24 protein-coding genes are annotated in these 25,403 nt (G+C 67.1%); 15 read left to right on the top strand and 9 right to left on the bottom strand.

The window, feature by feature from the left end; all coding sequences use genetic code 11:
* Positions 1 to 36 precede the first annotated feature (36 nt).
* Positions 37 to 2,382, top strand: coding sequence for a PQQ-binding-like beta-propeller repeat protein (locus ACGFNK_RS28065; RefSeq protein WP_393420238.1), 2,346 nt, complete (start codon positions 37 to 39; stop codon positions 2,380 to 2,382).
* Positions 2,383 to 2,420: 38 nt separating this feature from the next.
* Here the strand turns inward: ACGFNK_RS28065 and ACGFNK_RS28060 are convergent, their stop codons facing one another.
* Positions 2,421 to 7,046: an FtsK/SpoIIIE domain-containing protein gene (locus tag ACGFNK_RS28060; protein ID WP_393420236.1), complete on the bottom strand. Its 4,626-nt coding sequence runs from the start codon at positions 7,044 to 7,046 to the stop codon at positions 2,421 to 2,423.
* A 257-nt stretch (positions 7,047 to 7,303) separates the two neighbouring features.
* On the opposite strand from ACGFNK_RS28060, the gene ACGFNK_RS28055 reads away from it, so the two are divergent.
* From ACGFNK_RS28055 to ACGFNK_RS28030, 6 genes are all read left to right on the top strand, one after another.
* Positions 7,304 to 7,609: a WXG100 family type VII secretion target gene (locus tag ACGFNK_RS28055; protein ID WP_386340606.1), complete on the top strand. Its 306-nt coding sequence runs from the start codon at positions 7,304 to 7,306 to the stop codon at positions 7,607 to 7,609.
* A gap of 221 nt (positions 7,610 to 7,830) precedes the next feature.
* Positions 7,831 to 8,145 carry a hypothetical protein gene (locus ACGFNK_RS28050; protein ID WP_393420234.1) on the top strand — a complete coding sequence of 105 codons (315 nt, stop codon included), beginning with the start codon at positions 7,831 to 7,833 and terminating at the stop codon, positions 8,143 to 8,145.
* A 3-nt stretch (positions 8,146 to 8,148) separates the two neighbouring features.
* The gene (locus ACGFNK_RS28045; protein ID WP_393420232.1) at positions 8,149 to 9,450 is read left to right on the top strand and encodes a putative T7SS-secreted protein; all 1,302 of its coding nucleotides are present in this window, start codon (positions 8,149 to 8,151) and stop codon (positions 9,448 to 9,450) included.
* Between the two features lie 67 nt (positions 9,451 to 9,517).
* Entirely contained in the window at positions 9,518 to 9,904 is a 387-nt protein-coding gene (locus ACGFNK_RS28040; protein WP_393420230.1) for a hypothetical protein, read from the top strand.
* A gap of 182 nt (positions 9,905 to 10,086) precedes the next feature.
* The gene (locus tag ACGFNK_RS28035) at positions 10,087 to 10,584 is read left to right on the top strand and encodes a hypothetical protein (protein WP_393420228.1); all 498 of its coding nucleotides are present in this window, start codon (positions 10,087 to 10,089) and stop codon (positions 10,582 to 10,584) included.
* Positions 10,581 to 11,225 (top strand): hypothetical protein, encoded by a 645-nt coding sequence (locus ACGFNK_RS28030; protein ID WP_393420226.1) that lies wholly within the window; start codon positions 10,581 to 10,583, stop codon positions 11,223 to 11,225. The genes ACGFNK_RS28035 and ACGFNK_RS28030 overlap by 4 nt, the downstream gene beginning before the upstream one ends.
* 576 nt (positions 11,226 to 11,801) lie before the next feature.
* Here the strand turns inward: ACGFNK_RS28030 and ACGFNK_RS28025 are convergent.
* From ACGFNK_RS28025 to ACGFNK_RS28015, 3 genes are all read right to left on the bottom strand, one after another.
* Positions 11,802 to 12,215 carry a hypothetical protein gene (locus tag ACGFNK_RS28025; RefSeq protein WP_393420224.1) on the bottom strand — a complete coding sequence of 138 codons (414 nt, stop codon included), beginning with the start codon at positions 12,213 to 12,215 and terminating at the stop codon, positions 11,802 to 11,804.
* 518 nt (positions 12,216 to 12,733) lie between these two features.
* Complete coding sequence (locus ACGFNK_RS28020; RefSeq protein WP_393420222.1) at positions 12,734 to 13,102, bottom strand: hypothetical protein; 369 nt, start codon at positions 13,100 to 13,102, stop codon at positions 12,734 to 12,736.
* Positions 13,099 to 13,395 (bottom strand): hypothetical protein, encoded by a 297-nt coding sequence (locus ACGFNK_RS28015; RefSeq protein ID WP_393420220.1) that lies wholly within the window; start codon positions 13,393 to 13,395, stop codon positions 13,099 to 13,101. Before ACGFNK_RS28015 ends, ACGFNK_RS28020 begins: the two co-directional genes overlap by 4 nt.
* Before the next feature lie 165 nt (positions 13,396 to 13,560).
* Between ACGFNK_RS28015 and ACGFNK_RS28010 the strand changes: the two genes are divergently transcribed.
* From ACGFNK_RS28010 to ACGFNK_RS28000, 3 genes are all read left to right on the top strand, one after another.
* Entirely contained in the window at positions 13,561 to 13,788 is a 228-nt protein-coding gene (locus tag ACGFNK_RS28010; protein ID WP_352372108.1) for a GntR family transcriptional regulator, read from the top strand.
* 98 nt (positions 13,789 to 13,886) lie between these two features.
* Positions 13,887 to 14,345, top strand: coding sequence for a hypothetical protein (locus ACGFNK_RS28005; protein WP_393420218.1), 459 nt, complete (start codon positions 13,887 to 13,889; stop codon positions 14,343 to 14,345).
* Between the two features lie 101 nt (positions 14,346 to 14,446).
* Positions 14,447 to 14,950: a hypothetical protein gene (locus ACGFNK_RS28000; protein ID WP_393420216.1), complete on the top strand. Its 504-nt coding sequence runs from the start codon at positions 14,447 to 14,449 to the stop codon at positions 14,948 to 14,950.
* A 169-nt stretch (positions 14,951 to 15,119) separates the two neighbouring features.
* Here the strand turns inward: ACGFNK_RS28000 and ACGFNK_RS27995 are convergent, their stop codons facing one another.
* Positions 15,120 to 15,251: a hypothetical protein gene (locus ACGFNK_RS27995; RefSeq protein WP_393420214.1), complete on the bottom strand. Its 132-nt coding sequence runs from the start codon at positions 15,249 to 15,251 to the stop codon at positions 15,120 to 15,122.
* A gap of 200 nt (positions 15,252 to 15,451) precedes the next feature.
* Here ACGFNK_RS27995 and ACGFNK_RS27990 point away from each other — a divergent pair, with 200 nt between their 5' ends.
* A complete protein-coding gene (locus ACGFNK_RS27990) occupies positions 15,452 to 16,078 on the top strand; it encodes a GPP34 family phosphoprotein (RefSeq protein WP_393420212.1) in 627 nt (208 codons plus the stop codon).
* A gap of 180 nt (positions 16,079 to 16,258) precedes the next feature.
* Here the strand turns inward: ACGFNK_RS27990 and ACGFNK_RS27985 are convergent, their stop codons facing one another.
* The 4 genes from ACGFNK_RS27985 to ACGFNK_RS27970 form a co-directional block, all read right to left on the bottom strand.
* Positions 16,259 to 16,582 carry a DUF6510 family protein gene (locus ACGFNK_RS27985; protein ID WP_393420210.1) on the bottom strand — a complete coding sequence of 108 codons (324 nt, stop codon included), beginning with the start codon at positions 16,580 to 16,582 and terminating at the stop codon, positions 16,259 to 16,261.
* A gap of 1 nt (position 16,583) precedes the next feature.
* Positions 16,584 to 17,339, bottom strand: a complete 756-nt coding sequence (locus ACGFNK_RS27980) for a ferredoxin reductase (RefSeq protein WP_393420208.1) — start codon at positions 17,337 to 17,339, stop codon at positions 16,584 to 16,586.
* Positions 17,309 to 17,908, bottom strand: a complete 600-nt coding sequence (locus ACGFNK_RS27975) for a sulfite oxidase-like oxidoreductase (protein ID WP_393420206.1) — start codon at positions 17,906 to 17,908, stop codon at positions 17,309 to 17,311. Before ACGFNK_RS27975 ends, ACGFNK_RS27980 begins: the two co-directional genes overlap by 31 nt.
* 184 nt (positions 17,909 to 18,092) lie before the next feature.
* The gene (locus tag ACGFNK_RS27970) at positions 18,093 to 18,305 is read right to left on the bottom strand and encodes a DUF5996 family protein (protein ID WP_393420205.1); all 213 of its coding nucleotides are present in this window, start codon (positions 18,303 to 18,305) and stop codon (positions 18,093 to 18,095) included.
* Positions 18,306 to 18,612: 307 nt separating this feature from the next.
* On the opposite strand from ACGFNK_RS27970, the gene ACGFNK_RS27965 reads away from it, so the two are divergent.
* The 4 genes from ACGFNK_RS27965 to ACGFNK_RS27950 all read left to right on the top strand — a co-directional run bounded on the left by ACGFNK_RS27965 (position 18,613) and on the right by ACGFNK_RS27950 (position 25,344).
* Entirely contained in the window at positions 18,613 to 19,260 is a 648-nt protein-coding gene (locus ACGFNK_RS27965; RefSeq protein WP_393420203.1) for a hypothetical protein, read from the top strand.
* Positions 19,261 to 19,419: 159 nt separating this feature from the next.
* Positions 19,420 to 23,934 carry a DUF6531 domain-containing protein gene (locus ACGFNK_RS27960; protein ID WP_393420201.1) on the top strand — a complete coding sequence of 1,505 codons (4,515 nt, stop codon included), beginning with the start codon at positions 19,420 to 19,422 and terminating at the stop codon, positions 23,932 to 23,934.
* On the top strand, positions 23,934 to 24,518 hold the full coding sequence (locus ACGFNK_RS27955) for a hypothetical protein (protein WP_393420199.1): 585 nt from the start codon (positions 23,934 to 23,936) through the stop codon (positions 24,516 to 24,518). The genes ACGFNK_RS27960 and ACGFNK_RS27955 overlap by 1 nt, the downstream gene beginning before the upstream one ends.
* Positions 24,519 to 24,534: 16 nt before the next feature.
* Positions 24,535 to 25,344: a hypothetical protein gene (locus ACGFNK_RS27950; protein WP_393420197.1), complete on the top strand. Its 810-nt coding sequence runs from the start codon at positions 24,535 to 24,537 to the stop codon at positions 25,342 to 25,344.
* Positions 25,345 to 25,403 lie beyond the last annotated feature (59 nt).

The following is a 25,403-nucleotide window of genomic DNA, read 5'->3' as shown; positions in this document are numbered from 1 at the left end:
ACACCGCGCGGACGAGGAAACGGGGAAGGCTCGACCATGGAGACACTGCAGCCCGACGATCCGCGGGAGTTGGGCAGCTATCGGCTGCTGCGGAGGCTCGGCGTGGGAGGCATGGGCCGCGTCTACCTCGCCCGTTCGCCGGGCGGCCGCACGGTCGCGGTGAAGGTCGTACGACCGGAGTTGGCCGCCGACGCCGACTTCCGCCGCCGCTTCCAGCACGAGGTGGAGATAGCCCGCGCGGTCTCCGGCCGCTATACGGCACCCGTCGTGGACGCGGCCCCGGACGCGTCGCTGCCGTGGCTCGCGACCTCGTACGTCCTCGGCCCCGACCTCACCGACGTGGTGGAGGCGCACGGCGCTCTCCCTGAGCACACGGTCCGCGCACTGGGCGCGGGGCTGGCCGCCGCACTCCAGGAGATCCACGCGGCAGGGCTGATCCACCGCGACCTCAAGCCCTTCAACGTCCTGCTGGCGGCGGACGGCCCCCGCGTCATCGACTTCGGCATCGCCCGCGCGGTGGACGGAAACCGTATGACGCAGACGGGAGTTGTGGTCGGCTCACCCGGCTACATGCCACCCGAGCAGGCCCTGGGCCAGGACGTCGGCACCGCTGGGGACGTCTTCTCACTCGGCGCCGTACTCGCCTTCGCAGCAACGGGCCGCAACGTCTTCGGCGAGGGTGCCGCCTCGCACGCCGCGATGCTCTACCAGATCGTCCATGGCGAGCCGGACCTGACGGGCGTACCGCAGTCGTTGACCGGGTTGTTCAGGGCTTGCCTGATGAAGGATCCGGGGCAGCGGCCGGCTCCGGCCGAGATCGTGCGGGCCCTGGCTCCGCAGGGCGTCGACGGACTGTTCAGGGACTGGCTGCCGTCGGCGGTGGCCTCGACGATCGCCACTCATGCGGCGGGGATCCTGGACCTGGAGGCGCCGTCGGACGGGGTGGCGCCGGTGGCGGCTGCCCCGGCGGCTTCGGCCGCAGGTGCCTACGGGTATCCGTCAACTCCGGGCGCGTATCCATCAACTCCGCGAACTGGCATGCCGGTTGGTGCACCCGCCACACACCCCACGGCTCCGCCGAGCTTCGGCCCGCCCCCGACCGTCCTCAACGGGGGCACGCCACCGTCGGCACCCATACCGCCGGAACCCGCGCCCCAGTCCCGCCGCCGTTTCATCGGCCTCGCGGCCGGTGGCGGCGTCGCGGGCGTGGCCGCCGCAGGCGCGGCCACGGCCTGGTTGCTGAACCGCGACGACGACGCCGCAACCGGGGCGTCGACGGCGAACGGCAGGGGAGGAGCGGCCGAGGCCCCGGCGGAGAACTTCACGACACCCCCGGCGGGCACGGCCCCGCAGGCGTTGTGGCACGAGTCCGTGGCGGAGGACAGCATCAGCACCACCAAGCCCCTGCTGACGCCCAAGGGGCTGCTGTTGATCAGCGGTGATCCGCTGGTGGCGTACGACGTGAAGACCGGCAAGGCCCGCTGGACCCGCAAGGACGTGCTGCCGTTCGGGGCCCCTCTGCTGCTCGCCGACGGCAGGCTCTTCATGGCCGACACCGACACGAGCGGCGTACTCAAGGCGCTCGATGTGACGACGGGCAAGGAGGCCTGGCGCAGCCGCCTCGGCAAGGACCTGAAGGTCGAGAAGACGATCGCCGTCGACGCGAAGAACGTGTACGTCACGGTGACCGACTTCAGCGACTCCCGCAGCGCCACCGACTACCGCACCGGCGTCGCTGCCATCAGCCACAGCACGGGCAGGCAGACGTGGCTGCAGAAGCGCGACTGGGGCACCGACGACTACGACGTCGAGGGCACCGCCGACGGAAAGTACCTCGTCTACGCGGACTCCAACTACAACCTCACCGTCCGCGACACGGCCACCGGCACCCAGCTGTGGACCAAGAAGAACGGCGACGACTGGAGCTGGACGCCCACGATCGCCCCCGGCGCGGGTCTGGTCCTCCTCCCCGGCGACAACCTGAAAGCAGTCGACGTCGAGACCGGCAGGACCCGATGGACGCTGCCTCCGAACGGCCGCGGCGGCTTCGACAACCCGACCGTCATCGATGGAGTCCTCTACGCCGGCGACCACGACGGCGGCGTATGGGCCGTCAACGTCAAGACCGGCAAGAAGATCTGGCTGAGCGAGGACCCGGGCGCCGACTCGGCCCCGACCCGTTTCCTTCGCGCGGGCGAAGCCCTCTATGGGGCCTCCGACGCGGACGACGGCGGCATCTTCGCCATGAACGCCAGGACCGGCAAGACCCGCTGGGTCTACAACGACAACAAGAGCCCGGGCGAGCCGTGGCAGCTCGCCATCGCGGGCAACCGGCTGCTGGTGACGCACGGCTACGAGATTTACGCGCTGCCGGCGGTGTGACGAACCACCGTCGGCATACTGCCAGTTGAAGCGGAGCGCTACGTCGGCGTCGTGACCGTCATGTGCTCCCCGCTGCCCAGGTGCAACATCCCCTTGCCCGGTGCGATGGGACCGCCGACCATGCTCCGGGTCGTACGGATGCCGATCAGCTCGCCGGCGGACGAGTCCTGCGGCGACAGCAGGATCCCTCGGCGGGCCTTCTTCGCGTCGACCTGCCAGCCGGAGAAGCCGTCGCAGATCTCCTCCTCGTCACCGGCGATGACGACGGCCAGACCGTCCTCGCCGCCGCGGGACACGATGCGCTCGAAGACGTCCTCCGCGTCGCAGTCGTCCAGCACCTCGGCGTCGTCGACGAGGACGACGATGGGCTGCTCAGGAGTTGCCGAGCCGATGGCCTCCTCCAGCTCGTCGGTCTCGATGTCGTTGCCGGTGAACACCTTCAACACGCCTTCCTGGCCGTCCAGTTCACGCAGCGGGGACTGCCGCGGCGCCGCGACGACCAGACGTACGCCCTGAGTGAGATACGAGCGCGCGAAGTTCAGCAGCACCGTGCTGCGACCGGACTTGGCGGGGCCGCCGATCACGAAGGCGGGAATCCCCTGAGCGAGGTCGGGGCCGAACGCGGTGATCTCGTCACCGCCGACGCCCACCAGGGCCCACAGCGGGGACGCGGTCGTCTCCGGATCGCGCATCGCCCAGGCGTCGGCGAAGGAGATCCGGCTCGGCAGGACGTCCACGCGGAAGGGGCGGCGGGAGCGCGGGAGGTCCGCGTCACGGGCCGCCGCGGCCTCGCCGATGGCGACCAGTGCGGCGGCCTGGCCCTGGCCGGTCGTGTCGTCGGAGAGCAGGGCGAACTGCGTCTCCGTGGCCGTCTCGTTCCTGAAGGCGCGTCCGGGCGGGATCTCCTCGGGAACCTTGCGGGAGTTGATGTCCAGCATCGAGAAGTCACCGCGGTCCGCCAGCCGCAGACCGTACTTGTCCTCGGTCAGGGAGGAGATCCGGCCGGCCAGGATCTGGCGGTCACCGGTGATCACGATGTGGATGCCGACGCTCGCGCCCTCCCGCATCATGGCCATGAGCTGGTCGGTCAGGTCACCGTGGTCGTACTCGCCGAGCGTGGGCAGCCAGCCCTCCCAGCGGTCCAGCAGCAGCACGATGTGCGGCAGCCGCTCGTCCTCCGCGACGGAGGCCCGCATCTCCCCGATGTCGGCGAACCCCTTCTCGGCGAAAAGGTCCTGACGGCGGGTCAGTTCACCCGACAGCCGTGCGAAGAGCCGTACGACCCGCTCCAATTGGTTGCGTCCCACGACGGCACCGCAGTGCGGCAGGCGGGTCAGCGCGTTGAGGGCGCCGTTGCCGCAGTCGATCCCGTACAGATGGACGTCGGCCGCCGAGTGCGTACGAGCCAGTGAACCCGCGATCGTACGCAGCAGCTGGGAGCGTCCTGTGCGCGGAGCGCCGCCGACGAGCAGATGCCCGAAAGTCGCGAAGTCCACGGCCACGGGGCGGCGTGCCTGCTCTCCCGGCAGGTCTTCGACGCCGTACGGGGCGGCCGGCAGCGCCCCCGCGCTCCGGACCTGCGGAATGTCGTCCAGGAGCAGGGTCTCCTCCAGCGCGGGCAGCCAGGGGCTGTGCTGTGCCGGAATGCCCAGGGCCCGATCGGCGCCCCGTACGGCATCGACGAGCACCTTGAGGTCGGTGATCTCCTCTTCCTCGCGCGCCTCCGTCTTGGGCTTCTGCAGCGCGGCGCGTCCCAGGTCCTCCCAGGACAGCGGTCCCGCCCACGGCGCGAGCGTCTGCGGGTCGGCGGCCCCGGGGCGGCGACCACCGACGCGGCCGGACTGGAAGGGGATGAGGGAGGCGTGTCCCAAACGCACGTACGCGCGACCGGGGGTGCTCTTGGAGATGTGCCCGGCCTCGGGCGAGTCGATGACGTCGCTGGATTCGCTGCCGTCGGTCACCCGCAGTGCGATGCGCAGGTTGGTGTTGGCCCGGATCTCCGGCGAGACGACACCGCTGGGCCGCTGCGTGGCGAGCAGCAGATGGATGCCGAGGGAGCGGCCTCGCTGGGCGATGTTGACCAGCCCGGTGACGAAGTCCGGCAGGTCACGGACCATGGACGCGAACTCGTCGATGACGATGAGCAGTCGGGGCACGGGAGGGTGCGAGGGATCGCGTCGTACGAGGTCCTGGTAGTCCTCGATGTCCTTGGCGTCGGCCGCGGCAAGGATGTGCTCACGTCGCTTGAGCTCGGCGCCGAGCGATTCCAGGGCGCGCTCGACGAGGTGCGCGTCCAGGTCGGTGACCATGCCGACGGTGTGCGGCAGCTTCACGCAGTCCTTGAACGCCGAGCCGCCCTTGTAGTCGACGAGCACGAACGTCATGTTCTCGGGGGTGTTGGCGACGGCGAGCGCGGCCACGATCGTCTGCAGCAGTTCCGACTTACCGGAACCGGTCGTACCGGCGATCAGACCGTGCGGACCGTCGCGCCTCATGTCGATACCGAAAGGTCCGTCGTACGACTCACCGACGACGGCCATCGTCGACTGCCCGCCCATCCGCCAGCGGGCCGTGATCGCGTCACTGGTCGGCGGCTCCAGCTGCAGCACGTCGAGCAGCCGGCTGGAGGCGGGCAGCGCGGAGTCCTCTGTCTCACCGCTGATGTCCCGGACGGGAGACAGCGAGCGGGACAGCCGCGCGCACCAGGCCGGTGACACGAAATCAGGCCGCACGTCACTCATGCGACGGGCACCGCTCTGCTCGACCCGCAGACGCAGCTCGAGCGCCTGCTCCTCGCCCTGCTGCCCCTGCTCGTCCGCCCGGTGCCAGGCCTGGAAGGAGGGGAATCCACCGCCCCCGACGGCTCCGCCCCCGGCGACCTGCGGGGTCATGGCCCCTGTAGCGGTGGTCTCTTCGGTGGGACGGGGCTCGGCGACGACCACGGCCTGGCACTCGCCGGGCAGGAATCGTTCCTCCTCGTCCAGGCAGATCGCGTACATCGAAACGGCCGGACCTTCACGCAACAGCCGTACGACACCGGGCATCGAGCGCAGCCGACGAGACCCGTCCCATACGACGACGACGTCGGGGTCGCTGAAACCGGCCTGGGCCCCGGACTCCTTCAAGGCCTTCTGGCGCGCGTCCAGCAGCTGGGTGAGCTCACCGACGCGCGCGCCGACGGTCTCGGAGTCCGTGCCGATCAGCACGTTGATGTCCTGGCCGCTCGACGGACGCGCGTGCGGCAGCCAGCGCACCCAGTCCCAGCGCGGGTGCGCCGCGTTCTCGGTCAGGACATAGAACTGCACGTCCATCGGGCTGTGCAGGACGGCGGTCTGGGCGACGGCCCACCGCCCCAGGGCGTGGGTCGAGTCTCCGGGCCCGGCGATTCCGATGACACCGAGTTCCTTCAACGGCAGTGCGACAGGCGCGTCTTCGATGTGCCACGTGACCTGACGTTTGTGGTCGTCCTGCTCCGGGTCGTCGAGCACGACCTCCGACGGGACACGTCCCGTACCGACCCGCACCAGCAGGTGGTCGGCGTCGGTGCGCCGCCGTTCCCACAGCCGGGTACGCGGACCGGTGCCGATGGCCAGCACCGCGGCCGGGTCGGGGATGGCCTGACGCCGGTCCAACCGCTCGGCGAGCAGGGCCGCTTGGGCGTCCTTCTCGATACGGGCCTTGTGCTCCTTGTACTCCTTGACCTGCTTCGCATGCGATTTCCGGCCGTGCTTCTTGTCCATGAAGTAGTTGCCGAAGAGCATGATCGGGCTCAGCGCAGCCATGATCATGTAGTACCAGCGCCCGAAGATCATGACCGCGACGACGGCGCCGACCAGCGGGAACAGCGCCATCAGCCAGGGCAGCGGGCGCGCCTCGAAGTCGCTGGGCTTCGAGGGCAGCCGGAAGTTGGTCTCGCGCTCGGGCGGGCGCAGGCGTGGCGGCCGGTTGTAGTCGAGCCCGACGCCGTCCTCCGACCATTTCAATGCGGCATTCGGTGGCGTGTATCCGGCAATTTCCAGCAATGTATTGCCGAGGGCGAGTTGGGCACCGAGGGGCCACTCGCCGCCTTTGAACTCTTCGCCGTCGAGCCGCGGGCCGTCTTTCTTATCGCCTTTGTCATCTCTGTTGTTGCTGTCGTGCCTGTTGTCGCCGTTGTCGCCGATATCACTCTTGTCGCCATGAAGGGTGACTTTGCAGGTGCCGTCGATTGCGATCGACAACGTCGCGGCGCGCTGGGAGAGTTCGGGATCGTCGACGCGGAGCTGTGCGGCCGGGCCGCTGCCGATGTCGTACCGCCCGACTCCGAGCCGGTGCACTGCACCGGCCGCGGGGCCGCTGACCACCCGCAACTCCACCACGCCGGTGGGCTCCCCGGGAAGGCAGCCGGCCGGGTCGTGCAGGCTGACGACGGCACCCTCACGTATCGGTGAAGCGACGATGTTCGCACTCGGGTCCACCGCGTACCCGTCGACGAACATCTGGGGCGCCCCGCCGCCAGGCATGGGACCCCCTCCGATGGGGATGACCTGCGCACCTTCGGACATACCGACATGCCGCGCCAACTCCCGCGCGATATCCCCGATCGACGACTCCGGGTCGGCATCGAGCACCACATCGGTACTGGCGCCGCCGACCGGATCGACGACGGTCAGACTCAGGCGCACGATCGTCCTCCTCGCTGGGCTGAGGCCGCCCCCAGAACGCACAACACAGTGGCAGTGACCATAGTCGCCCGCTCCTTACACACGACAACGGGATCCGCAGGACGGTCACGAACCTGTTGCTCAGCACGGCTGTTGATCCCAACAGCCCCACACGTAAGCTCTTTGCTCGTGCGGATGAGCCAGTGCACGGCCCAGGGATCCGCACAACGGAGCCACGGGGGAAGGCCCTGCGGCGATCTGAACGGGAGGAAGCCGTCATGGCCAAAGACGCAGATATCACATATGCCGAACTCGAGAAGGAAGCCGGCAAGCTGCTGAAGGACATGGAGCGGCTGCACGGCGAACTCGACACCATCGACGACCGGATCAAGACGCTGGTCGACAACGGCGGTTACACCACCCAGAAGGGTTCGGCGGCCTTCGAGGAGTCCTTCAAGGACTTCACCAAGGGCGCGAAGAAGGCCATGGAGGGCCTTGAGGGCATGTCCAAGTTCCTGACCAAGGCCAAGGAGGCCTACCAGAACTTGGACGAGGAGCTGGCTCGGGGAGTCAAGGGCGGCTGAGCCTGCGGGCGCAGTGGTAAGCGGGTGCGGTGGGGCATGTGCATTGCCCTGTCGCACCCGCGTTTCAGGCACGGTGCTGTGGCTCAGCCGGGCTTCAGATGACTCTTCAGGTGGCTGTCGCGCCAAGCCATCGTCCTTGTCACCCAACCATTGGCGTTTAACGTCGCAGGTCGAGTGACCTGCGACGTTAAACGCCAAGCCAAGTGCAAACGGAGGTGCCCATGGGGGAGCATGACCGCCTGGTAGTCGACTACACACTTCTGGAGTCTTCGAAGACGAATCTGAGGGACATCAAAAGAGTCCTCAACGGCATCGAGAAACACCGCGCCGACATCCAGGACATCTGGGGCCATGAAAGCATCGCCGGCAAGATGGACGAGTTCGTCAGTAACTGGGACAACTATCGGCGTGAACTCCTTGAGAACGTCGGGAACTTGGGTAAACAAGTAGAGACCGCGCTCAAGAGCTTCGAGAAGCAGGACCTCGATCTCAAGAACACAATCGAGAAGAAGCACGGGAAAAACGGGGGAAATTGACCGATGGGTTCAGGTAAGGGCAGGCGCCGACCGGTCGACTGGCATCCGCTGGCGGAGAAGGACCCGATCCCCGGCGATCCGCAGGACATCCGCGACGAGGTCCGCAGGATGAAGAACCTCGCCTCGACCCTCCGCGACCAGGCTCGCATCCTGCGCAAGGCCGCCGACGGCGACGCGCTGCAGGGCAAGTACGCCGACAAGATCCGCGAGAAGTCCGGCGACCTCGAAAAGCACTTCCGCGAGACGGCGGGCCGCTACGAACGCGTGGTCGGCGACCTCGGCAATTGGGCCAACGACCTGGAGGGCTTCCAGGAACGGGCCGACGGCGTCCTCCGAGCCGCGAAGAAGGCCGACGAGGAACACGCTGCCGAGGTGAAGAAGAAGGAAGCCGAGGCGAAGAGGGACGGGAAGGACGGAGACAAGAAGTCGTCGGAGGAGTCCGACCCCACCAGCCACCTGGCGCCGTATCACAAGCAGCTCAACCAGGTCATCTCCGAGCGCGACTCCCGCGCCCAGCACTACGCCGGGAACATCGGCGATGACATCTCGGATGTCATCAAGGACAGTGGGTGGGAGAACTTCAAGGACTGGGTGCACGAGAATGCGGACACGATCAAAACCGTCGTTGAAGTCCTGAGTACGGTAGCGACCATCATCGGGATTATCGCCCTCCTCTTCACGCCGGTCGGATGGCTGGCGACCCTCATCACGGTGGTCACCCTCAGTCTCACGGCGCTCGTCGGCGTCGGGCACACGCTGCTGGCCCTCTCTGGTGACGGGAACTGGACGGATGTCGCGATGGATGTCTTCGCGCTGGCGACGCTGGGATTCGGCAGCGTCGCCTTGAAGGGCGTGAAGGCCGCGACGACAACCCTCAAGTCCGCCAGTAGGGCGGGACGGTTCCAGCGGTACTCGAATCTGCGCAAGCTGCTCGACAAGAACATCATGCGATACGGCACCGACTCGGCCCGCGGCGCGAAAGCAGTGCGCGCGAAGGATGCGCTGCGCCAGATCGGGGCGAGGGAAACACGTCCTGGGGCTAACCGACTGGAACGCCTGCTGGGCGGTGATGGGGAGGTCGTCAGCGCATCCAAGTTCGCCAAGGCGATGCGCGCCGAGTTCGGCGGGAATCCCGATGTGGTGAAGGCGGCCGATGCGGTGGGCAAGGGCGTAAACAGTTTCCGGGCGAACTACTTTGCTGCCACGGGAGTGGATCTTGGAGACAAGGCCATGGGGATATTCGTCGGAGATCCGTATGACGATGCCAAGGATGTTCTGACACGTGAAGTAGGGAGCCGCTGGTGAACAACCCTGCGAGAAATCCGGCGGCAGTACCCAGCATGGCGAACTTCGAAGGTGAAAGGACTAGGCGATGGTTCCAATGACGGTGAACAATCCGGAGGAACGTAAGGCCATAAGGGTCCTTTCTGTGTGCACCATCGTGCCGGTTCTCTGTATGGCTTTCCAGGAACTCGGCAGCAAGTACGGCGGCATGGACTGGCTCACCAAAGGCTACGCAGCCTGGCCGATCATGATTGCACCTGTGGCGATGCTAGTCGTGCTGATCAGGTATCGAGAACTGATCAGCAACCCAAAGGGAGCCAACTTTTCCCAGGTTATTAAGTTGGTTTCCTGCCTGTTCCTGATCCCGAATGTAGCGGTGATCATCGGTTACAGCTGGCTCGCCGTGATTTCGGTGCTCGCCACCCTGGCGATCCTGGTAACCGACCGGCAGCTGAAGAAGCAGGCAGCCTCGTGAGTGCGTCCGATCTCAACGAGCAACAATCTACACTTGAGCGGACAGCTCCCCATGGCTACGAACTAGTTCTGCCACCTGGCTGGGTCCGCATCCCCCTGCGCGAGGGCACGAAGGAAGCACTCGAGAACGTCCTCTTCTCACACATGGGGGAAGTCCCGGAGGGCATTCCCCGGGACGACGCGATGCGCTTCCGGCTGGACATGCGTCGCCAGATGGAGAAGCAGGCCCGTGCGGCCAGGAGAAACGGCGGCCTTGACCTCTACCTTCCCGTGCTCCCGCGCGGGGGAATCTTCCTGATGGCCTCTTTCATCGTTGCCGAGATGCCGATCGGCCAAGACCATGCGGTTCCTCCACAGGCAGTGATCGCTCAACTGGCCAACGAGGACGTCCCCGGCGGAACGGCGACAAAGGTTGACGTGGCAGGGGCACCCGCACTCCGCCGCGCCTACCGCTCCACCCCTGACGCGGAGAAGCTGAGTTCCGCCCCCGAAGCCGTACAGCAGGCCGCCCTGCCGACGCGGCGGGTCGAGTATGTGCTCCCCGTGGCGGACGATCCCGGTCGCTGGATCAGCATCAACTTCTCCACACCAGGTGACGGCGATCTCGAAAGTGAATTCACCGACGTGCTGGTCGAGTTGTTCGACGCGGTGGTCGGCACGTTCAGATGGAGTTATGAATGAGCTGGCTCAACGTCAAGCACGCCATGGATCTGGCCCCTTGGATCCGCATCCCGCTCATGTGGCCGGAACCGGGTCTTGAGGACGTCGAGGAGGCACAAACGCCTGAGGCGTGGGCACGCTACTTCGCCGAGGGTCTCTGGGAGGACTTCGCGTCGGAGAAGCCAGAACCGGGCGAAGTCGACCTGCTGACCAACATCCTGTTGATGTATGCCATCAGGGCCCCCGCAGCCTTTCCGGACTTCGAGGTCTTCCTCCACCTCCCGCACCCGCGGGAGATCCCGCTTCCTGCGTATGTCGACCTGGTGGAGATCGAGGAGGGCGAAGACCGGGAAACGGCACTGCGTGAGCTGACCCACGCCGATGCGAGCTACACCGTCGAGCCCCCCATCGTCGAGGACTTCGACTCCCCGCATCTGGGAGCCGGCTTGCGGGTGCTGCGCTACTACCAGGACGAGGACAGCAACGAGGTGCACGTCGGGCTCCGTTACGCCTGGCGCTACGAGGAAGCCGCGGACGTCCTGATCATCCTGGCCGATCCCGACGCCGGCCGGATCCTCCGGGCTCTCGACGATGTCGACGAATTCGCCCGCACCATCCGGATCAGCCCGGATGAGGAAGTGGATACCTGGAAGTCCTCATGATCCTGGTCGTTGATGCGTGGTGAAGGGCGAGAATGGCCTGCACGCGGTGCGATGGGCGCCGATGTAGCGGTCTTCGGGCGGCGTCCTCCGCGTGAACACGCTGATTTGCACTGCTGCCCGACTGCTGCCGTCGAACGTCCAGGTCCATCCAGGCGGTCATCCCGCTGAAGCGATGCAACCTGAAAGCCGCACTTTCACGTGTCCGTTCGGCGCCGCCGTGGTCTCGGAGGCGAGTGCCATCATGACCGCTTCCGGTCCGCTGTCGGGCCTGATACTCGGAATTTCGATCGGTTCGGAGGGACGATTGAGACGGGCAGGGTGATGCCGTGGAGGCGTTCGGTGGGGACGTAGAGAGTGAGACCTCCCTTGGAACGGGCCCGGCGGACGACCCTCTTTATCTCTTTGGTGAGCTTCAGCCGGGCCTGCGGAATGTCGTCCTTGGGAAAGCCGACGCGCAGCTGCGCGACGGCCTTGCGGACGATGTGGTCTATCGCTTCCTCGGTGCCGTGGCGAAGCGGAATCGTGTCCCAGCCGGGCGGCGGGACCAGGTTGAAGCCGGCCGGGGCCCGGCGCTGCTCAGCGGTGGGCGCGGCGCTCCTTGATTCCTTCCACGACAAAGGCGAGACCGACGAAGAGCGCCCACGCCGGTGCGGCGAAGATGCCCGGCCAGAAACCGAGGAGCATCGAGGGCAGGAAGAAGCCGCCGCCCATGGCGAGATCCCGGGTGAGGTAGGGCGGACGGTCGTTGTACCGGGGGTACTTCACGAAGACCCAGACGAAGTGCAGGAGGCAGCCGATGATCCCGGCCTTATAGACGTTAAGCACGTCGTTCCTCAGGGACTGCGGCACTAGGAACAAGATCCCGAGCACCGGAAAGACCAGGGGCATTCCGATGAACAGGGTCAGCCGGAGCCGACGGTTGGGGCCGGTGCCCAGTCCGGTGCGGGCCGCTTCCGCCTCGGTGATGCGCCGGGCCGAGTTCAGGTCCATGGTCGTTCCTCAGGGGTGAATGCGGACGGGGCAGTGGGTACCCCGTCCCCGGGGAATCCGCCTCGTTACCAGTGGGTGTCGGCGGCGGGCTTCAGGATGTTGTCCTTCAAGTCGGAGTACGCCTCGTTGTACGGCTTCTCGCCGGTCCATTCCTTGGGCACGCTCGTAAAGTCGCCTTCGCCATGCCGGCCATCTCCTGGTCGCCGAGGGCGCCAGCGTCGACAGCTTGCTGACCGGCAGCGGCTCCTTGGCTACCAGGCCGGCGTTCTGGGTGTGGACTCCCCGTGAGACATAGGTTCCGTCGAGAGCAACGACGGTATCTATGGGGCTGATGGTTTCGCCACAGTGAACTTCCTTGTAGGGCTGGGCAGATGAGGATTAATCAGGGCAAGTGGATTGCTGTTGTGGCCTGATCGTGTCTGGGTACACAGCGGCCCCGAACACTGAGTGAGTGTTCGGGGCCGCGGGTTGAGGGTGTTTGCATGGATTCGCGTTGCTGTGCGCTGTGAAGCGGCCGTTCAGGTGGTCAGGTCCTCGACGCGGCTGCGTTCTCGTGTCCGGCAGTGGGGGCATTTGCATGGCGGGAATGCCCACGTGAGCGGTACGGCGCCAGCGCGGCCGACGGTCAGGACTTCGACCTTGCCTCGGTCCTCCGTCACGGCGCCCTGGGCGTTGATCTTGTAGACGCGCAGGGTGAGGCGGGACCTCCGACGAGGAGTCTCCGGAAGTTCCAGCGGGTCGGTCATGGCTGGGTAGTGGTCGGCGCAGTCGGGGCACGCGTAGACGTTGAAGCCGGGGCCCGTAGCCGCGTGTACCTCGTGGACCAGTACCGGGTGACTCGTCGTGCAGTGGCAGCGGGCGCACATCCGCACGGCGGGACGCGTCATCGGGTCGCCACCGGTACGCGAACGCCGTGGATGTGGGTGGGGCCGACGTCGACGCCCAGTGTTGCGAGGTAGAGGGCGCGGCGGCGTTCGCGTTGGCGGCGGTGTTCGGCGGGGTCCAGGACGTAGGGGCGTACGAGACGGGATGCGCTGCCGTCGAGGAGTTCGGTGAACCGTGGCGGCGGGGCGGGGATGTACCGCAGCGGTGGGATGGCTCCGAGGCGGTGGCGGCCTCGGGGGCGTGGGGTGCAGATGCTCAGCATCCAGGCGAGGAGTCGGAGAGTAAGGTCCAGCATGTCGGCGCTCCTTCGAAGCGTTCGGCCACGCCCCGGGACGGCTTGCCTCCGTCGCCGGGGTCTGTCATCAGAACCGTATGGGCTCTTGCAGGGGGTTGTCGTCTACCCATAACTAGGGAGAAAGGCCTCTATGAATTGTTGCAAGGCGCTACGTACAGTTCACCTGTGTTCGAATTTGATCCAACAAGGCCTAAGTGGCAGCAGATCGCCGAGGTGGTCCGGCAGCGGATCGCCAGCGGCGAGTACCCCGTGCGCGGACTCATCTCCGAGGTGAAGCTGGAGCAGGAATTCGGGGTTGCGCGCGAGACCGTCCGCAAGGCCACCGCTGCACTGCGGGAAGAGGGACTGATCATCACCACGCGAGGCATGGGCTCCTTCGTCGCCGAACGATGATCTTCCACGCCCAGCCAGCGCCCTCATAAGGTGACCGCGTGTACATACCCTCCAACGCCCTCAGCGGCAGCCGCCGATCCCGTCTCGCCAGTGGCGTCATGCTGTGCATCATCATGCTCATGCTCGGGGTGGGACTGACCTTCACCACGTTCCGAGGGACCGGCGGTGACGTGCCGGCCATCGTTGGCTTCGGGGCGGCGGCGGTGTCGGCGTACCTGCTCGCCTGGTGGAGTGCTCGTTTTTGGTACGCGGCTTTCTCTGAGGGGCGGCGTCCCGAGCCGGTTCCTGAGCCCAACTCGTGGCCTTGGGTGCCGCCTCCGTTGATCATTGGCGTGGCCTTGGTTGTCTCGGGTGTCCGCGATTTGAGTCGCGGTGACAGCAGTGGGTGGTTCGGGGTGGGGTTCGGCGTGCTGTTCGCGGTGCCCGGTCTTCTGGGGCTCGTAGTGCTGGTGCCGATGGGCCGTGTCTCCAGGAACGGGGCCGATGGCGCCTCCGCCGCGTCCGCTCAGACGACCGAGCCGCCGAGGCCGCGCCGCGACTGGGGTCCCATCGGCTGAAGCACTTCGCGGCGAACGGCCTGACTCCACCCGAGAGTGAAAGGGACGCAATGCTCCGGCGCGACGAGCGAGTCCGGTTCGGTGCCGGGATTGTCGGGGTCGTGATCGTCCTGGCGACCGTCGGCGTTGTTCTCGTATTCGGGCTCGGCACCTTGAAGTGGCTCGTGCGCGATTCGGCGCCGACCCTGATGGGCTGGCCAGGTGGACCCTGGGCTGTCGGAGCCGTATTCGGGCTGGTGACCATCTTCGGCAGCCTTGGAGGGTTGCGGCTTGCGCCCGGCTTCTCGGCGGCGGCCGGGCCGAGGCGTGCGTTCCGTACCGCGGGATCCGGGCTGTGCTGGGGGCTGGCGTACTGCTCCGGGGTGTACATGCTGCATGCCTTCTACCCCGGCAGGTACTGCCGGTCCGGGCCGAGTTGCGAGTACATCCCGGGCACGGGCAGCGCATTCCTCTCGTACGCCATTACCGCGGGCGTGGTCGGATGGCTCCTCTACCGATGGCATGCCGCGCGGGCCGAGGAACGCCGAGTGCGGGAGCGGGAGCGTATGCGGAAGCTCCGTAAGAAAGGCAAGGGGAAGAGCCGGGCGGCCGCTCGTCGGGGGTGACGTGACGCTGTCGCTCGGATCTCAGGCCGTATGGGGAGTCGGTGAGTCTTACCCTGGCCATCGGCGAGCGCGTGAAGATCGACACCAGCACCTTCCCCCACGCGTGCCGCGTGGCGAGCGGCGTCACCCTTAAGTCTCCCGGGCCGAGTCGATGACGCCGCGCGAGAAGTCACCCCCGCCCCACCCGAAGCGCCAAGCTGTCCTCCGGACCGGCGAGCAGAGAGCCGTAACCCGTCCTCGCCCAGCTGTTGGACACCTCGAAGTACGGCACAGGTCGGTCGTCGTCCTCCGTCGTGTCCATGAGTACCTCCGGAGCCCGTCGCGAGTGCACCGCCTCCGTGCAGGTCGTTCGCTTTGGCGAAACTGGGGACTGGACCGGCTTGGGGTGCGGCTGTCGTCCTCGCTCCGTAGGCTCGTACGGGAGTGTCGTCGGCGGGCCGGGGTACACCTGGCGCACCGCGTCACTCGCCTCCAGCTCCTCGAGGTGAGGTGGAGCCATTCATGACCACGCCACGGGACCTTTTGATCATCGCCATGGACCTGGCGGCCAGTCGCACCCTGGAACGAGGCGATCTGTCACTTGCGCTCGCGGGAGCCGAGCTGCTCGACCTCCTGGATGCCCAAGCCATCACACTGGCCGGTGATCACATCGTGCCGAGTGATCGGCATGCCGTGGCTGATCGGATGTTGGATGAGGCTGCGTCGTCGCTCGCGCGACAAGCGCCGTACGACTCAGTCGACGACTGGCTGTGGCGCAGGGGTCGCGACCTGTCCGCGGCCTATCTGGCCGCCCTTGAAGCGGAAGGGCAGCTCAGTCGGCAACGCCACCGCCGCTGGTTGATCTTCCAGCCCACTCACCTGGTGCTGGTGGATTCGCCCGCACGCCGCCACGCGGCGAACCGCTATGCCTCGGACGAGCCCATCCTCGCCGCCCTCGCGGCGGCCGTCGGGATCGGCGACAACGTGGGGATCGGCGACAAGCCGACGGGAGAGTCACCAAGCGTGGCCGACGATGCCGTGGCGACGGTGCTCGCCGCCGTCCTTGACGCGGTGAGGGGCCTGGAGGCCGAACGGCAGCGGCGAGCCCTCGACGAGGCGGCCTTCGACAACATCTGGCGGGGCGAATAGGACCGCACGCCCGGTGGTGTGGTCGCCGTCACCATGCCCACGGTGTCCCTTACCTGTCACCTCGTGGGCGGCACCATCCGCCGATCAACCCGCTGGTCACACTCTGCACAGCCACGTCCTGGCCAGGAGGGCGTTTGAGGGTGTTTCGAAGGAGTGATCCCCCCGTCCGTGCTGAGCGGGTCAGGTGCCGAGGGGGACGGTGAGGGCGACGGTGCCACGGAGGTCGAGCCAGGCTTTGTCGGGGCTGCGGACGAGGCGGAGGATCACCTGATCGCAGTCCGGGCAGCGGCCGACGTATCCCGGGGCGTGTGCGTAGACGTGCAGCCGCGCCAGAGGCCAGTCGCTGCCACAGCCGGTGCAGCGGCCGAGAACAGTGGTCGGGTCGACCGCGAGGATTTCGGAGAGGGGTCCGGCCAGGGCGTTGCCGTCCTCGTACTTGTATTCGTATTCGTACTTGTACTCGTACTGGCCGGTGTAATGGTCCTCGTGGGGCTGGTGGGGCATCTCATCCTCCGCTGGGGCCGAAACGTTCGGTGCGAACACGGTCTGGGGCGTGGCCCAGGGCTACCAGCAGGTCGGCGGCTGCTTCGACGAAGCCGGTGGGCCCGCAGACGTAGCAGGTGGGTTCGAAATCCGGCGGCCACCCGGCGCGCGTGAGGTCTGCTGGGGTGAGGCGCCCGGCGGGCCTCGGCCACTGTGGCGGGGTGGAGCGGGTGTAGAGGTACGTCTTGTCCAGGCCGGGATCGTCCCGGCCCAACTCCGTTGCGTAGAGCTGGTCCTCTGGCGTGCGCACGGAGTACACCAGCCGGAAGGGCGTACGGCCGGCGACCGCGCGGCGGACGCGGATCATCGCCATCAGCGGCACCAGGCCGGAGCCTCCGGCCACGAGCAGGACCGGTTCCTTCTGCTCCGGGCGCCACACGAACCAGCCACCGACCGGTCCGCGCAGTTCCACCAGGTCGCCGACCGCGAGTTCGTCCACCAGGTACGGGGACACCTCGCCGTCGGTGACGCGCTGCACGGTCAGCTCGATGCGCTCGCCGTCCGGCGCCGATGCCAGGGAGTAGCTGCGCTGTGTGCTGTAGCCGTCCTCGGCGGTGAGCCGCACATCGACATGCTGGCCCGCCAGATGGCCCGGCCAGCCGGGGACGTCGAAGACCAGGGTGTGCGCGGCGGGGGACTCGGGGCGCCGTTCGGCCAGCCGGGCCGTCTTCCAGCGCAGCCGGTCGCCTAGTCGCCCTGGTACCGCTGCTCGCGCCATGGGTCCCCGTAATCGTGATAGCCGGCGCTCTCCCAGAAGCCCGGTTCGTCGTCGAGGAGCAGCTGGATCCCGCGCACCCACTTCGCGGACTTCCACAGATACAGATGCGGGACCAGCAGCCTGGCCGGGCCGCCGTGCTCGGGCGCCAGCTCTTCCCCGTCGTACCGGTACGCGATCCACGCCTTCCCGTCGAGCAGGTCCTCCAGAGGCAGGTTGGTCGTGTAACCACCGTAGGAATGGACGAGCGCGAATTCGGCAGCGGTCTCCACGTCCTCCAGAAGGAGATCCAACGAGACCCCCTGCCACTCGGTGGCGAACTTCGACCACTTCGTGACGCAGTGCAGGTCCACCGTCGGCGTCTGGCTGGGCAGCGCCATGAGCTGCGCCCAGCTCCAGCTGTGCCGCGCGCCCGTCTCGGTGCGGATGGTGAACTCCCACGCGTCACGGTCCACCCTCGGCGTGGGGCCGGCGGACAGGACCGGGAAATCGGTGGTCTCGTACTGCCCGGGTGGCAGTTTGTGGTGCGTATCGCCTGGTCGGCCGCGGAATCCGCGTGAAACAACAGCCATGCCGTGCCGCCATTCTCGGAATTCTCGGAAGGTGCACTCTCCGCCATCGTTGATGACCTGGCGCATCAGAGCAACTGGTGGAGCAAGAAACCGATAGGGCGGCACCCGCAGCGAGGCTTCGACCGCGAGCGTTCGCGCGCCACCATGGCCGTTCAGGTGGGAAGCGCCGCCAGGTGCTGGTCCGTTATGCCTCCGGAGCAGGCGAGCCCGGCCACGTCCCAGTCGGCACGCCCGGCTGCGGCCTGATGTAGGCGCTGTCGTAGAAGGTGAGCACGGCGGCGCGGGGGTGGGCTACGGCGCGGGCTGCGTCGTAGCGGAGCACGGCCGGATGCCTGCCACGGCGCGCCACCCACTCGGCGGACCCGGGTGCGAGCGGTGCCTCCGCCTCGCCCGCCACTGGACCCTCCGCCTCGCCCGCCACTGGACCCTCCGGCGGCCCGGCGGCCCGGCGGCCCGGCGGCCCGGCGGCCTGGTGGCCTGGCGGCCCGGAACGAGTCGGTGAGTCGCGGTTCGGTCGGCGAAGACGCCGCATCCTGTCACCTCAGTCGACTCCGATGCGTACGGCGGGTCAGCGCAGCCCTGTTGTCGCGGCCGTGGCGATGAGTACGCGGGGAGCGTGCCCATGAGCCGCCCGAACGAGGAGTACGTGGCCTCGTAGGCTTATGAGCACCAGCCTGCGTCGGAACCGGGGGAGAACAACGAACATGGCCCGCTACATGGAGGCGCTCACCATCGAGCGCGGTGGCTTTCGGATCAAGGTGCCGGAGTCGTGGTGGGAGTTCGACGTGCGGCCCGAGTCTCGGGACGACTCCATACGCAGGATGGTGAGCGAACGGGTGCGGGACCGCCCCGAGTTGGCCAAGTACCGGGACACGTACACCGCCTTCCTGCAGAAGTCCGCGGCCGACGCCTGGAAGTCGGGTGCGCTGTACTGCGGTTGCATGGCGGAGAGCTTCGGCGGGGACACGCCCATCACCGGGTCGATCACCGTCTCGCTCGTCGGCGGGCGCACGCAGGCCGGTGAGCCTCTCTCCACCGACCCGCAGTTCATGGCGGGCCAACTCGCCGTGCGTGAAGCCAAGAAGGAGGGCGACGCGTGGCGGAAGGTCACGACCGTCGACATCCCGGGCGTCGGGCCGGCGGCGCGTACGTACGGCATCGAGGACATCCCGGTCCCCGGCGACAGCCTCAACCGCACCATTCGTGCCGTACTCATGCAAACGTTCATCCCCGTGCCCGGACAGGAGGGCAAGGTCGCCCTCATCGCCGGCAGCAGCCAGGTGCTGGACCTCGCGGACTCGTTCTTCGACATCTTCGACGCGATCACGTCCACATTCCGCTTCGCGGACTAGGACCTGTGTGAGCGCGGGGCTTCGTCTGTCCCTGCGTCCCCTTGCGGCCTTCACATCGAACGCCCGTACCCGCTAACTTCACTTGTGCGTATGTGTGGTTGCTGAGGCTGACGTGACGGGGGTTGCGGCGTGGTGGGGTTTCGGCCGACGGACTGGCATGTGCTGGATCTGGAGAAGGATCCGACGCCGGGGGATCCGGATCGGGTGCGGTCGTTGGCCCGGCAGTTGCATGACTTCGCCGATGATGTGCAGGACGCGCTGCGGTTGGTGAAGGGGATGGCGGAGGAAGATGCCGTCCTGACGATGGTGGGCAAGACCGCCGAGGTGTTCCGTGACGAGTTCTCCGGGGTTCCGAAAAACCTGAAGAAGCTCAAGAAGTCTTACGACTTGGCCGGGGATGCGCTGGCTGCGTATTGGCCGAAGTTGGAGCGTGCGCAGGCGCTGGCGGACAAGGCGCTGGTCAAGGGGCGGGAGGCGCAGGCGGATCTGGCGTCGGCCAAGTCGCGGCTGTCGACGGCTGATTCGTGGGTGACGCGGGCGACCAAGGAGGCGGACAAGTACAAGGACGATCCGGGGTCGGCGGGCAAGGATGTGCCGAAGCCGGATGAGTCCAAGGTGCGTGCGGCTACGCGGGATGCGACCAATGCCAAGTCGGCGCAGACGTCCGCCCAGTCGGATGTCACCTCCGCGCAGAGCGCGTTGGATGCGGCGAAGAAGATGGCGGCGGACGCGCGGCAGATGCGCGAGGACGCAGCGCGGGAGGCCAAGAACAAGCTGGAGGAGGCTTCCGACGCGGGCATTCAGAACCGTGCCTGGTACGAGGAGGTCGGGGACTGGGTCTCCGACAACTGGGACACCATTGTCACGGTCTGCAAGGTCGTCGTCGCGGTTGTCGGCATCATCGCGATGATCATCGGCGGGCCGATCCTGGGCGCCATCGTCCTCATCGCGGCGCTCGTCGTCCTCGCCGACACGCTCAACAAATACCGCAAAGGCCAAGCCTCGCTATGGGATGTGGCGTTCGCGGCGCTGGACTGCATCCCGGGCATGAAGGGCCTGACCACCCTCGGCGGCCTCGCCAAAGGCCTGAAGGCCTTCGGCAAGACCGGCCTCAAGGGCATGGCCATGGGCGTAAGAGGCCTTGGCAAGGGCGCCCGTGCCATGGGCCGCCAGATGAAGAACCTCTTCACCCGCGGCGACCCAATTGACATGGCCACGGGCCAGATGGTCATGTCCGCCACCGACGTCACCCTGGATGGCATGCTTCCCCTGCTGTTGGAGCGCCACTACCGCACCGGCGTCCGCAGCGGGCGCTTCCTGGGCCGGAGTTGGACCTCAACTCTCGATCAGCGGCTGCTGCTCGACGAGGCCGGTGTGCGTTTCGTGGTCGATGACGGCATGGTCCTCACGTACCCCGTGCCCGAGCCTGACGTACCCGTGCTCCCGGTGGCCGGCCCACGCTGGCCGCTCGGCTGGGCCGAGGGCGAACTCACCGTGCACCGACCCGAGACGGGCCAGACTCTCCGCTTCCGTCCGCTGCCCGACCGGCCATCGGCCGAACTGCCGCTCGCGGTCATCAGTGACCGCAACAACAACACGATCTCGATCACGTACGCCGCCGACGGCACCCCTGAAGAGATAGCCCACCATGGTGGCTACCGCGTAGGCGTGACCTGCGAGAACGGTCGAATCACGGAGCTGAGCCTGCGTAGCCATCCCGAGCGGCCCCCGTTGATCCGGTACGGCTACGACGGGCGCGGAGACCTCGTTGAGATCTACAACTCCTCCGGCCTGCCACTGAAGTTCACCTACGACGACCAGCACCGCATGACCAGTTGGGAGGACCGCAACGGCATCTGGTACCGCTTCGAGTACGACGACGCCGACCGTTGCGTTGCGGGCCGCGGTATCGACGGAATGCTGGACTACACCTTCATCTATGACGACGACGCGCACCGCACAATTGCCACCGATTCTCTCGGGTACGCCACCCACTACCAGTTCAACGACGCGTATCAACTGATCGCCGAAACCGACCCGTTGGGTAACATCACCCGCCAGGAATGGAATGACCGGAATCAACTCCTGTCGCGTACGGACCCGTTGGGCCGCACCACGCGCATGGAATGGGACCAAGCGGCCAACCTGACCGCCGTACACCTGCCTGACGGAGCCACCTCGTCGGCCCTCTTCAACGAACTCAACTTGCTGGTGGAGCTGACCGGTTATGACGGCACGGTCCTGCGGCAGGAGTGGGACGAGCGGGGCAACTGCACGTCCATGACGGATCCCGCGGGCGCGACTGTTGTCTTCACCCGTGATGAGACAGGCGCACTGACGTCGCTGACCGATCCGACCGGCTCCGAGCGCCACTGGGACAACAACGCGGCGGGTCAGCCGGTTTCGGAGACTGATCCGCTCGGCGCGGTGACGCGCATCGCGTACGACTCCTTCGGTCGGGCCATCGCCCTCACCGACCCGCTGGGTGCCACGACGCACCTCAGCTGGACTGTCGAGGGGCACCAGGCGGCGCGTACGGACCCGGACGGCACGACCGAGGCATGGACGTACGACGGCGAGGGCAACTGCCTCAGCCATACGGATGCGTTGGGCCAGGTAACCCGCTTTACCTACGGTGGCTTCGACCTGCTGACGACGCGGACCACTCCCGACGGGGTCCGCCACACGTTCACGCACGACACCGAGCTGCGGCTCACCCAGGTCACCAGTCCGCGGGGCCTCACCTGGGACTACACCTACGACGCGGCCGGGCGTCTCACGGCGGAGACCGACTTCGACGGACGGACGCTTGCCTACTCGTACGATGCGGCTGGCCAACTCCTCAGCAGAATCAACCCGTTGGGCCAGACGACGGCTTTCGCGTATGACATCTTGGGCAATCAGGTCGAGAAGACGGTGGACGGCCGCACGACCGTGTTCGTGCACGATCCGGCCGGACGTCTCCTGAGAGCCACCGGTCCTGACGTAACACTCGCCTATCAGTATGATCCGGCCGGCCGGATCACCGCCGAAGTCGTCGACGGACGCGTGCTCACCACGGAGTACGACGCCGTGGGTCGGCCCGTTCGTCGCTCCACGCCGACCGGCACCACCGCGACGTACTCCTACGACGCGGTGGGCAACCGCACCACACTGACCTCCGCCGGCCACACCATCGTCTCCGCGTACGACGCCCTCGGGCGCGAGACCGTCCGTCGGCTCGGCGACCACGGCCTCACCCTCACCCAGACCTGGGACACCGAGGATCGCGTCACCGGACGGACACTGGCCGCTCGGGGCAGGCAGTTGAAGCGGGAGACTTTCACCTACCGTGCCGACGGTACCGTCACCACGCTGGACGACCACGCGACCGGGCGGCGAACGTTCGATGTCGACGGCGCGGGCCGCGTCACCGGGGTGCGGGCCGCAGACTGGACCGAGTCCTACGCTTACGACGAATCCGGCAATCAGACACGGGCCAGCTGGCCGGACCGGCAGCCTGTCAGTGAGGCCCGGGGCGACCGCGCCTATGACGGAAATCGTGTGACGCGCGCCGGCTCCCTCCAATACGAGTACGACGCCGCGGGCCGTGTCGTCATGCGCCGCAAGACGCGGCTGTCCCGCAAGCCCGACGTCTGGAGGTACGCCTGGGATGCTGAGGACCACCTCACGTCCGTGGTCACACCGGATGGGACAGTCTGGAGCTATCGTTACGACCCGCTGGGCAGGCGTGCGAGCAAACAGCGCCTGGGATCCGACGGTTCGACCGTCGTAGAGGAGACCCGCTACACCTGGGACGGCCCACACCTCGTCGAGCAGACCACGCGTACCGTCAGCGGGCCCGAGGAGATCACGCTCACGTGGGACCGCGACGACGTACGCCCCCTCGCCCAGACGGAGCGCCGCACGTCTGCCGACGACCCCCAACACCTCGTCGACGAACGCTTCTTCTCCATCGTCACCGATCTGGTCGGCACCCCGACCGAGCTGGTCTCGGAGGACGGGGACATCGCCTGGCGCATGACTGCCACCCTGTGGGGACTCACGACGTGGAGCGAGGACGCCGACACCAGCACGCCCCTGCGCTTCCCGGGTCAGTACTTCGACCCCGAAACCGAGCTTCACTACAACTACTTCCGGCACTACGACCCGGCGACCGCGACCTACATCAGTCCGGATCCGCTGGGTTTGGACGCAGGTCCGAACCCTCGCGGCTACGTTCTCAACCCCCTGCTCTGGATCGACTACCTCGGTCTGCTGACCTGTAGGCAGAACGCGCGACGGCTCCGGAGGAACATGCGGCGCGAGGGGCGTCCGGTGAGCCGCGGTCAGGCCGCGGCGCATATCGTTCCGTCCGGAGGCAACAGGGGCCACTGGGTACCGGGGGCCCGAAGCCGTGACCTGCTCGAGAGGTATGGAGTCGATGTCAACGACGCGGCGAACGGCATTCCCCTGGGGCACCCGAGCCCACACAATTTCACCCATCGCGAGCCGTTCCTCCAGCGTGTCAACATGCGTTTGGAGCAGGTTGTGGAGGACAGGACAGCTCGCGGATTCGGTGCGCGCGCCATCCGTACTGAGCTACGGAGGGAGTTGCGCAGCATCGGACGAGAGGTCGAGGGAGAGCTCTCGACCGGCGCTCCTTCACCTACCGCAGTCTGGACGGCACCGTGATGACCGATATGCCCATTTCTGTATACCGATTGCTGCCGCGGATGGGGGAGTTCCGGACCCTGTTGCTCGGCAGCTCGCTGAGGAAACTCATTCGCTGGCAGATCAGCGGTTCTGACTCGGACATGCCGACTGAGTTCAGCGGTTCCTGGGACGGCGATCCGCGGTGGCGCAAGGGGGAATTCCCGTGCGGATATCCCGGTGCGCCCGTGCTCAGCGGCCGCATCTCCGAGCTGCTGCGGGACGAACTGTCGACGGCAGGAAGGTTCGTGCCGATTGCTATCGAAGGTGCCGAATCAGACAATTATGTCCTTTATCTCGTGGAGCGAATCGTTGACTGCTTGGACGCCCGACGGTCGTCCAAGCCGAAGAAGACGACGGGCGAGATCACAAAAGCCGTCTTCCGGCCCGAGGCCGTGCCCGTCGCTCTGCCCGCCTTCCGGCTGCCGGAATACCCTGGCGGCGTCTACTGGAACGGGTGGGCAGTGGACCGCCTGACCGAGCTGCTGGGCAGCGACCTGGAAGCGCGCGTGGTCTGGTCGGAGGATCCGTCCCTCACGCCGCACCCCAATCCCTGGGGTTTCTGAGGCTGACAGAAGGCCCATGACCACGGCAGGCACCGAAGAGCACCTCTCCGTGTACCGGCTGCTGCCGAGCATGAGGGAGAGCGAGCTTCCCACTGGGGACCCCAGCTCCCCTGTGCTCAGCCACCGTGTCGCGGACCTCCTGAGGGGTCTCCTGGCGGGCCGGCTCGACACACGACTGGTCTGGTCGGAGACCCCGGGCCCGTTCCGCATCCCGACCCCTGGGGGTTCTGACGTGAACAACGCACGGGAGTCGGCCTTCCGCGACCATATGCGCCGCGGAGCCGAACGTGTCCTGTACGGCTTCCCGGAAGTCCTCCGGCCCGAGATCTACGTCGTCTCGTTCGAGGTCTGGCGCGTCGACCAGGATCCTCGCTACCCCTACGCGGCCATCGGCTACAACACCGAGAGCGCGGTCCGCCGGGTGCTGGATCAGGGCTGTGCGTACGAAGGATCCGCCCGTTGGGAGTACTCGTACTGGTCGCTGGAGGGGTTCGAAAGGCTCGGCCATGTTCCCGAGGATCCGGTCGGCAGCAGCCTGCACCTGGCCGAAGCGCAGGCGGAAGAGCTCTGGTACGAGGACGAGGGCGGCCTCTCCGACGAGGCGTGCGATGCCCGCGACGACCAGCTTGTCCGCCGATTCGACGAGCTGTGCATCGACGTGGCCCGCCGCCTGCGGGCCGATGGCCACATCGCCCGGGTATTCGGACGAGCCGTACCGATCGTGCTGTTCGACATGGACCGCCCCAGCTGGGAGACGGAAGCCACCGAGGCCGCCAATCCTCGCGAGGTGCTCGCCGATTTCCTGGAGCATCACTCGGTGAGATGAGCGACGGAACGGACCAGGGCCAGCCGACGGCAGCAGGGCGGCCCAAAGCGGTCGGTTGC

The sequence above is a fragment of the Streptomyces sp. NPDC048825 genome (assembly GCF_043198355.1).
GTDB classification, from domain to species: Bacteria; Actinomycetota; Actinomycetes; order Streptomycetales; family Streptomycetaceae; genus Streptomyces; species Streptomyces xiangluensis.
The sequence above is the reverse complement of the archived record's forward strand: the minus strand, read 5'-3'. Positions and strand labels throughout refer to the sequence as shown.